At 61.2% G+C, this 6039-nt stretch carries 5 protein-coding genes; 4 read left to right on the top strand and 1 reads right to left on the bottom strand.

Going from position 1 to position 6039, the window contains the following annotated elements; all coding sequences use genetic code 11:
• Window positions 1-83: 83 nt before the first annotated feature.
• Complete coding sequence (locus tag PSEUDOMOFG3G_RS07850) at window positions 84-1835, bottom strand: sulfatase-like hydrolase/transferase (RefSeq protein WP_139049577.1); 1752 nt, start codon at window positions 1833-1835, stop codon at window positions 84-86.
• A 378-nt stretch (window positions 1836-2213) separates the two neighbouring features.
• Here PSEUDOMOFG3G_RS07850 and PSEUDOMOFG3G_RS07845 point away from each other — a divergent pair, with 378 nt between their 5' ends.
• From PSEUDOMOFG3G_RS07845 to PSEUDOMOFG3G_RS07830, 4 genes are read left to right on the top strand one after another with little or no spacing between them, the layout of a single operon-like run.
• Window positions 2214-3578, top strand: coding sequence for a UDP-glucose/GDP-mannose dehydrogenase family protein (locus PSEUDOMOFG3G_RS07845; protein ID WP_076383950.1), 1365 nt, complete (start codon window positions 2214-2216; stop codon window positions 3576-3578).
• Window positions 3575-4645, top strand: coding sequence for an NAD-dependent epimerase (locus PSEUDOMOFG3G_RS07840; RefSeq protein ID WP_139049576.1), 1071 nt, complete (start codon window positions 3575-3577; stop codon window positions 4643-4645). Before PSEUDOMOFG3G_RS07845 ends, PSEUDOMOFG3G_RS07840 begins: the two co-directional genes overlap by 4 nt.
• Window positions 4642-5388: a sugar transferase gene (locus PSEUDOMOFG3G_RS07835; RefSeq protein WP_047228535.1), complete on the top strand. Its 747-nt coding sequence runs from the start codon at window positions 4642-4644 to the stop codon at window positions 5386-5388. The genes PSEUDOMOFG3G_RS07840 and PSEUDOMOFG3G_RS07835 overlap by 4 nt, the downstream gene beginning before the upstream one ends.
• Window positions 5389-6033 (top strand): CpsD/CapB family tyrosine-protein kinase, encoded by a 645-nt coding sequence (locus PSEUDOMOFG3G_RS07830; RefSeq protein WP_047228536.1) that lies wholly within the window; start codon window positions 5389-5391, stop codon window positions 6031-6033.
• The last annotated feature ends 6 nt before the right edge of the window (window positions 6034-6039 follow it).

Here is a 6039-nt window from a genome sequence, read left to right as displayed (position 1 = left end):
TTCCGACCGACACACCGCCTTCGCGAGCAGGCTCGCTCCCACAGGGATTTGCGGGGGTATGCAAGGCCTGCGGACAACTCGGACTACTGTGGGAGCGAGCCTGCTCGCGATGACGGCGGCACATTCAACATCGATCCCGCCTGCCCCGCCGCCATCTCGGCCTGAACCGGGCCTGGTGTGACAATGTGCTTGAGGTCGATGTGTTTCCATTCAGGCAGCGCCCCCAGCCGCGCATTGAAGCGGTAGTTGAAGGTAAAGGCGTCTTCGGTCGGCTGGCTCAGGGATTTCCCATAGGTCGCTTCAACACCGGCCGGGTCGTACCCCATCAACTGCAACAGCGTCGGGAAGATGTTGTAGTGGCTGGAGCGGTCCTTGTTCTGTGCCCATGCCCGCTGCCAATCCAGGGTCTGCAAGCGCGCGCCTTCTATGACCACCAGCGGCACAAGCCCTTCCTCCGCCACCGGGTCACCGCCGCAGTGGGTATTGAGCCCAGGGTTGCCGCGCTCGTGAAGGTCCTGGCCGTGGTCGGAGGTGTAGATCAGCACGGCGTTGCCCAAATCGGCCTGCTGGAAGATCCGCCTGAAGAACTCTCCGACATTCCACAGCAAAGTGTTCTGGTAGGCATTGCGGTACAGCTCCCAGTCATGGGTCCGGCCATCAAAACCGTCACGCTGGCCGGTATCGGCGACTTCGAGAAAGCGCCCACGCGGCAGTGCGGGACGATAGCTCATGAACTCATCCGGGTATTTGTCATGCACGGGAAAATGCGCACCGAGCTTGTTCACCACCACCAGCTCGGCCCGGTCATTGCCCAGCCGCTCGATCAGTTGCGCGGCAACCGCCATGTCTCGCTCGAACACCGGGGTGCGGTCGAACTGCACGAAGTCGTCGATATCGTTTTTTTCGGTGTCGGTCATCAGGTTCTGAAGGTGACCACCGGTACGCTGGGCGTCGATATAGACCGTGCGCAACCCGGCGTTTTTAGCGTACTGCCAGATCGACGGCAACGTGCTGTTGATGCGCACGTAATCGGCCCGGGTGCCGCCGTAACGCAAGGTGACGTTGGTGTCGGCGCTGCAGTTGGCAATGGAAGCCGCGTAGCCGAAATTGAACACCTGCACCCCATCGGGCGGGGTCTTGAGGCCGGTGTGCACGCCGAACGGCGTATTGATATCAAGATAATTCCCAGCGACGCTTTCATCGATAATCAGCACAATATCATGCTCGATCGGCGATGTTGGCCGCGTCAGGCGGATCGGCTCCCGAGGACCGACGGTGTTGTGCAGGGCTTCGTAAACGAACAGATTCAGATAGGCCAGCGGTGTGTACATCACCGGCAACCCCCGTGCGCCCTCGCCCGCCCGGACGAACAGAACACCACTGAGCAACAACACGCCCAACACAGGTGCGGCGATTGGCAAATAACCGGGCAATGACACCGACCGCCGAGGCTTGAGACCCAGTCCCAGCAGCAGCAACAGGCCACCGGTGGCGGCGCTGACAATCACTTCGCGGTACTGCGAAGCCGCCTCCCCGATAAAACCACCCGAATACACCAGCGACACAAACTGGCTGTACGTCAGGTAGCTGTCGGTCACCCTCGTGTAAACCTCGAAGAACACCGCCGAACCAAACATCGCCAGGGCAAACAGGTGGCGCACGGAGGTCTGGCGGATGTACGCACTCATCCACAGCGCCACCACCAACACCACGAACATCGCGCCGAACAGCAACGTGGCGAATCCCAAACCCAAGGCATTCAGACGATCAAGGTAATAGTCATATCCCCTGATCAGGTACAGCACCAGCAACAGTTCCTTGAGGTATCGGAGCATGTGTTTCTCGGCGATAGGGCGGTGTTGGATAGAGGGTCGTTTTCTGCACGTTAGCAGCGGCTTTGCAAAGCGCAAGAAAAGGGACGAACGGCCAATGCGTCAAAAAAAAGTTACCCCAAAAATGACACGCTTGAAGCCAGTCAAACGTAAAAATCTATGGATAAATACCGTTCATCGCCTAGTTAAAAGCCGTTACAGCCCTTTAAAAACGGCACTTTTCTAAACCAGTCAATGACTTGATATCAAAAGGCCAAGTTCTGTCGAGTTTGCCAACAGTGACAACTGTCATTTTGCTGACACGCTTTTCTGAAGCTGCGCTATACCCCTCTAAACAGTTTCATCCGAGTTACATCAACCGTCTTGCGAGGCACGCCAAAAATGGATGTGAGCGTATTTGGTACGGGGTATGTGGGATTGATTCAAGCGGCTGCGTTGGCCGACGTCGGTCACCGTGTTTTGTGCATCGACATTGACCCCAACAAGATCCGTCAGCTGCAGCAAGCGGTGCCACCGATCAGCGAGCCTGGGTTGTCCGAACTGCTCGAAGAGAACATCAAGAGTGGCCGGCTGCTGTTCAGTGATCAGGCCAGCGATGCGGTCAATCACGGCGAACTGATTTTCATCGCCGTCGGCACGCCAGCCGATGAAGACGGTTCGGCAGACCTGAGCCATGTACTGGCGGTCACCCGCCAGATCGCGGACTTCATGGACAGCGACCGCACCTTGATCATCAAGTCCACGGTGCCGGTCGGCACCGCCGACAAGGTCGCCGAATGTGCCCATCAGGCATTGGCTCGCCGGGGCCTGAAACAGCTGAACGTGCGAGTGGTGTCCAACCCCGAGTTTCTCAAGGAAGGCAGCGCCCTGGCCGACTGCATGCGCCCGGACCGGATCATCATCGGCACCGCCGACCCGCTGGCCCGCGATCAGATGAGCGAGCTGTACGCGCCCTTTTGCCGTAACCGCGAAAAACTGATGTTCATGGACAACCGCAGCGCCGAACTGACCAAGTACGCGGCCAACGCCATGCTCGCCACCCGCATCAGCTTCATGAACGAACTGGCCAATCTCACCGAAAGGCTGGGCGCCGACATCGAAGCGGTACGCAAGGGCATCGGTTCGGACCCTCGTATCGGCTATCACTTCATCTACCCCGGGTGCGGCTTCGGCGGTTCATGCTTTCCCAAGGACCTGCGCGCCCTGCTGCATACCGCCGAACAGAGCGGCATGCCCCTGCGCCTGCTGCGCAGTGTCACCGACGTCAACGACAGCCAGCGACACATTCTCTTCGAGAAACTGACGCAACAGTTCTCCGGCGGCCTGGCCGGCAAGTCGATTGCGATTTGGGGCCTGGCTTTCAAACCCAACACCGATGACATGCGCGAAGCCCCCAGCCGCTACCTGATGGAAGCGCTGTGGCGCGAAGGCGCTCGGGTCCATGCCTACGACCCGGAAGCCATGTCCGAATGCCGCCGCCTCTACGGCTACCGCAAAGACCTGAACCTGTGCGCCACCCGCGACGACACCCTGGAGGATGCAGACGCCCTGGTGATCTGCACCGAGTGGAAGAACTTCCGGGTCGTGGATTTCGCTCTGTTGGCCAACAAGTTGCGCGCCCGGGTCATCATCGATGGCCGCAACCTGTACAACCCCGAACATCTGGCCGCCGCCGGCCTCTTGTATCGCGGCATCGGATTGCGTCACACCGTGCCCAGCAGCCTGACCCAGGGGCCACGGGCGTGAACATTCTGGTGACCGGCGCGGCCGGTTTCATCGGCGCCCATTGCGTGCTGCGGCTGCTGCGCGACGGCCATCAGGTGTGGGGGCTGGACAATTTCAACGACTACTACGACCCGCAGCTCAAGCACGACCGCGTGGCGTGGGTGAAGGACCAGGCGGGGGACTTTGCGTTGGCCCGGGTGGACCTGACCGACGCCTCGGCCATCGATGAGTTGTTCCAGTCACACCGCCCCGACGTGGTGATTCATCTCGCCGCCCAAGCCGGCGTGCGTTATTCCCTGGAGAATCCACGGGCCTATGTCGACAGCAACCTCAGCGGGTTCCTGAACATTCTGGAAAGCTGCCGTCGCCATCCGGTCAAGCACCTGATCTACGCCTCCTCAAGCTCCGTGTATGGCGCCAACCAGCGCACACCTTACTCAGTACAGGACGGCGTGGACCATCCGCTGTCGCTGTATGCGGCCAGCAAGAAAGCCAACGAGTTGATGGCCCACAGTTACAGCCATCTGTTTGGCATCCCATGCACCGGCCTGCGGTTTTTCACGGTGTACGGCCCCTGGGGCCGGCCGGACATGTCGCCGATCCAGTTCGCCCGCGCCATCGCCGAAGGCCGCGTGTTGCAGTTGTTCAACCATGGCGAGCACCAGCGCGATTTCACCTACATCGACGACATCGTCGAAAGCATCGCCCGGCTGATCGAACGCCCGCCCCATGCCATGCCACAGTGGGATCGCGATCAACCGGACCCGGCCACCAGCGCAGCGCCCTGGCGGATCTACAACATCGGCGGGCAGCACCCGGTAGCGCTGCGCACCTATGTGGCATTGCTGGAAAAGCACTTGGGGCAAACCGCCCGGATCGAACTGCTGCCCCTGCAACCAGGGGACGTGTTGAACACCTGCGCCGATGCCAGCGGCCTGGCGCGGGCCACCGGTTTTCAGCCGCGCATCGAGCTGGACGAGGGCCTGGGGCGCTTCATTGCCTGGTTCCTCGATTACTACGCCCTGCCTATCGCCGACACCGCTTGCAGCCCAACGCATGCGACCAACCTTCAGCGGAGGAGTCTATGACCCGACATGAGCAATGCATCCCTATCACCGCCCGCGGGGGCGACAAGCGTGTCGATCCCGAACACCGCCGACGCCTGGACGCGGCCATCCATCGTCAGGGCCGCGGCTGGCTGACTGGTCGCGACGGCGGTCGACCCTGGACGGTCTCGCGCACCAATCGGGTGGTGGCCTGTCTCGGCGCGCTGTCGATCCTGGTACTGCTCAGCCCGCTGCTGCTGGGCCTGGCCCTGCTGATCAAGTTCTCAAGCCCCGGTCCAGTGCTGTTTGTGCAGAAACGCACCGGATACCGCGGTCGGGTCTTTGGCATGTACAAGTTCCGCACCATGGTTGCTGATGCCGAGGCGCTCAAAGAATCACTGCGCCACCTCAACAAGCACGGCGCCGATGCCATCGACTTCAAGATCGACAACGACCCGCGCATCACCCCCGTCGGCCGGTTCCTGCGACGCAGCAGCCTCGACGAGTTACCCAACCTGATCAATGTGGTGACCGGCGACATGCGCCTGGTCGGCCCGCGGCCGACCTCGTTCAACGCCTACCGCTACAAGGACAACCATCTTGTCCGCCTGAGCATCTACCCCGGCCTGACCGGCCTGTGGCAGATCTCCGGGCGCAGCAACATCGACTTCGACCAGCGCGTGGAACTGGACCTCAGCTACATCGCCGAACAAAGCCTGTTGCTGGACTTGAAGATCCTGATGATCACCCCTTTCAAAGTTTTCAGCGGCCACGGAGCGAGTTAAATGGACGGTTCAACCAATATCCTGAGCATCGCAAGCCCGAGCGAGACCAACCTGACCTCAACCGTGCTTGACCCATCCATACGGATTCTGCTTCTGACGGCCGCCAACACCGGCACCGGAACCAGTACCAGTGCCATGGCCCTGGCCGCTCAACTGGCGCAGATGAGCAGCGGCCGCGTACTGCTGGTGGACGCCAGCCAGTCGCCGCGCAACCTCAGCCAGCAATTGTCGCTGCACAAGGAGCGCGGCTTCAGCGACCTGCTGTTCAACAGCCTCGCACCGCCCTTGTTGCAGGACTGCGTGGTGCAGACCTCCAGCTTGCCCTTCGACGTGCTGCCCAACGGTCGTCTGGGGCGCAATGCCGAGCGCCTGAACCCCGAGCAGCTTCGCCCGCTGTTCAAGCAACTGGCCGGGCAGTATCGCTTTGTGGTGATCGACGCTGACGCGGTGTACTCGGCCTGCGACACCCTGGTCATGAGCACCCAGGTGGACGGTGTGGTGCTGGTGGTGCGCGGTGAAGACACCCGCTGGGAGGTGGCCCAGGCCGCTCGCCTGCGTCTGACCCAGGCCGGCGCCAAGGTGGTGGGCAGCGTGTTCAACCGCCGCAAGTACTACATGCCCAAGTGGCTCTACAACAACCTGTAAGCCTGC

Source organism: Pseudomonas sp. FG-3G (assembly GCF_901007645.1).
In the GTDB taxonomy this organism is placed as follows: domain Bacteria; phylum Pseudomonadota; class Gammaproteobacteria; order Pseudomonadales; family Pseudomonadaceae; genus Aquipseudomonas; species Aquipseudomonas rhizophila.
The sequence above is the reverse complement of the archived record's forward strand: the minus strand, read 5'-3'. Positions and strand labels throughout refer to the sequence as shown.